3 protein-coding genes are annotated in these 1403 nt (G+C 73.1%); 1 reads left to right on the top strand and 2 read right to left on the bottom strand.

The window, feature by feature from the left end; translation table 11 throughout:
• Window positions 1-257 (bottom strand): hypothetical protein (locus AB0F10_RS45660; RefSeq protein ID WP_360640886.1); only part of this gene is annotated, 257 nt, incomplete at its 3' end.
• A gap of 87 nt (window positions 258-344) precedes the next feature.
• Window positions 345-1118: an enoyl-CoA hydratase-related protein gene (locus tag AB0F10_RS45665; protein WP_360640888.1), complete on the bottom strand. Its 774-nt coding sequence runs from the start codon at window positions 1116-1118 to the stop codon at window positions 345-347.
• An 87-nt stretch (window positions 1119-1205) separates the two neighbouring features.
• Here AB0F10_RS45665 and AB0F10_RS45670 point away from each other — a divergent pair.
• A partial coding sequence (locus AB0F10_RS45670) for a DUF6232 family protein (protein WP_360640890.1) occupies window positions 1206-1403 on the top strand: 198 nt, incomplete at its 3' end.

The following is a 1403-nucleotide window of genomic DNA, read 5'->3' on the forward strand; positions in this document are numbered from 1 at the left end:
GGCGAGGCCGGCGGCGTGGTCGCGCTCGGGCGGATGGTGTGCCGTCCCGAGGATGCGGAGACGGCGGGCTGCGGCGCTCTCGCCGACTGCGCCGCGGTCGGCGGCACGACCATCTGCGGTCCGGCCGCGCGGGCACCGGCCGTCGCGTCGCCGCGGTCGTCGAACGTGACGACGCCGATGACCCCGCACAGCAGCGCCTGAGCGGTCACCAGCGCCACGGCGACCGCGACGGTGCGACGGACCGGGGTCACGCGCATGCCGGACATCGTCACAGAGAGGCACTTTATGGCAACAGATCGATATGCGCGAGATCCCCGCGTCCGTTTCTCGGTTGAGTCGCCCGCTCAGCGCCCGGTGAACTTCGGCTTGCGTTTCTCCACGAAGGCCGTCGTGCCCTCGATCCGGTCGTCCGTGGCGAAGAGGCCGGCGAACAGCTGGCTCTCCCACGCGAGCCCGGAGGCGAGGTCCGTGTTGAGTCCGCCGTCGATCGCCAGCTTCGCGGCGCGCAGGGCCAGGGCCGGCCCGTTCAGGTACGGCTTGAGCAGCTCGGCCGCGCTCGCGTACACGTCGGCGGCCGGCACGACGCGGTCCGCGAGGCCGATGCGCAGCGCCTCCTCGGCGTCGACCATGCGGCCGGAGAAGATCAGGTCCTTGGCCTTCGCCGGGCCGATCAGCCGGGCGAGCCGCTGGGTGCCGCCCGCGCCCGGGATGATGCCCAGCCTGATCTCCGGCTGGCCGAGCTTGGCGTCGTCCGCCACGACCCGCCAGTCGCAGGCCAGCGCGAGCTCGCAGCCGCCGCCGAGGGCATAGCCGGTGATCGCCGCGACGACCGGCTTCGGGATCCTGGCGACCTCGTCGAACGCGCCCGAGAGCGCCGTCGCCCGGACGGTCATCTCCTGGAACGTCGTCGTGGTGAACTCGGTGATGTCGGCGCCGGCGGCGAAGACCTTCTCCCCGCCGTACACGATCACGGCACGGACCTCGGGGTCGGCGGTCGCGGCCCGCGCGGCCGCCCGGAGCTCCTCCTGTACCTGGGTGTTCAGCGCGTTCATCGGTGGCCGCTCGAGCCGGATCGTGCCGATGCCCTCGCTCGTCTCCAGTCGCACGAACTCACCCACGCGTTTGCCTCCCTAGCGATCGTTCAGACAGCTGACAGCGTAAGGCCACCCGGCCGCGGGAAAGTACGATGCACCCAAGGAGGTGCGATGACCACCTACTACCAGGACGCGGACGTGCTGATCACGTCGACCGGGGTCAGGATGGACGGACGCGACTACCGGCTCGGCGACCTGACGCAGGTCTGGCACCGGCGCGGCCGCCGGTCGTGGCGCACGATCGCCCGCCGCGGCGGCCGCCCCCCCGCCCCCGCCCCCCCCGCCGGGGGGGGGGCCCCCCGCCCCCCC

The sequence above is a fragment of the Actinoplanes sp. NPDC026623 genome (genome assembly GCF_040638275.1).
Taxonomy (GTDB): Bacteria; Actinomycetota; Actinomycetes; order Mycobacteriales; family Micromonosporaceae; genus Actinoplanes.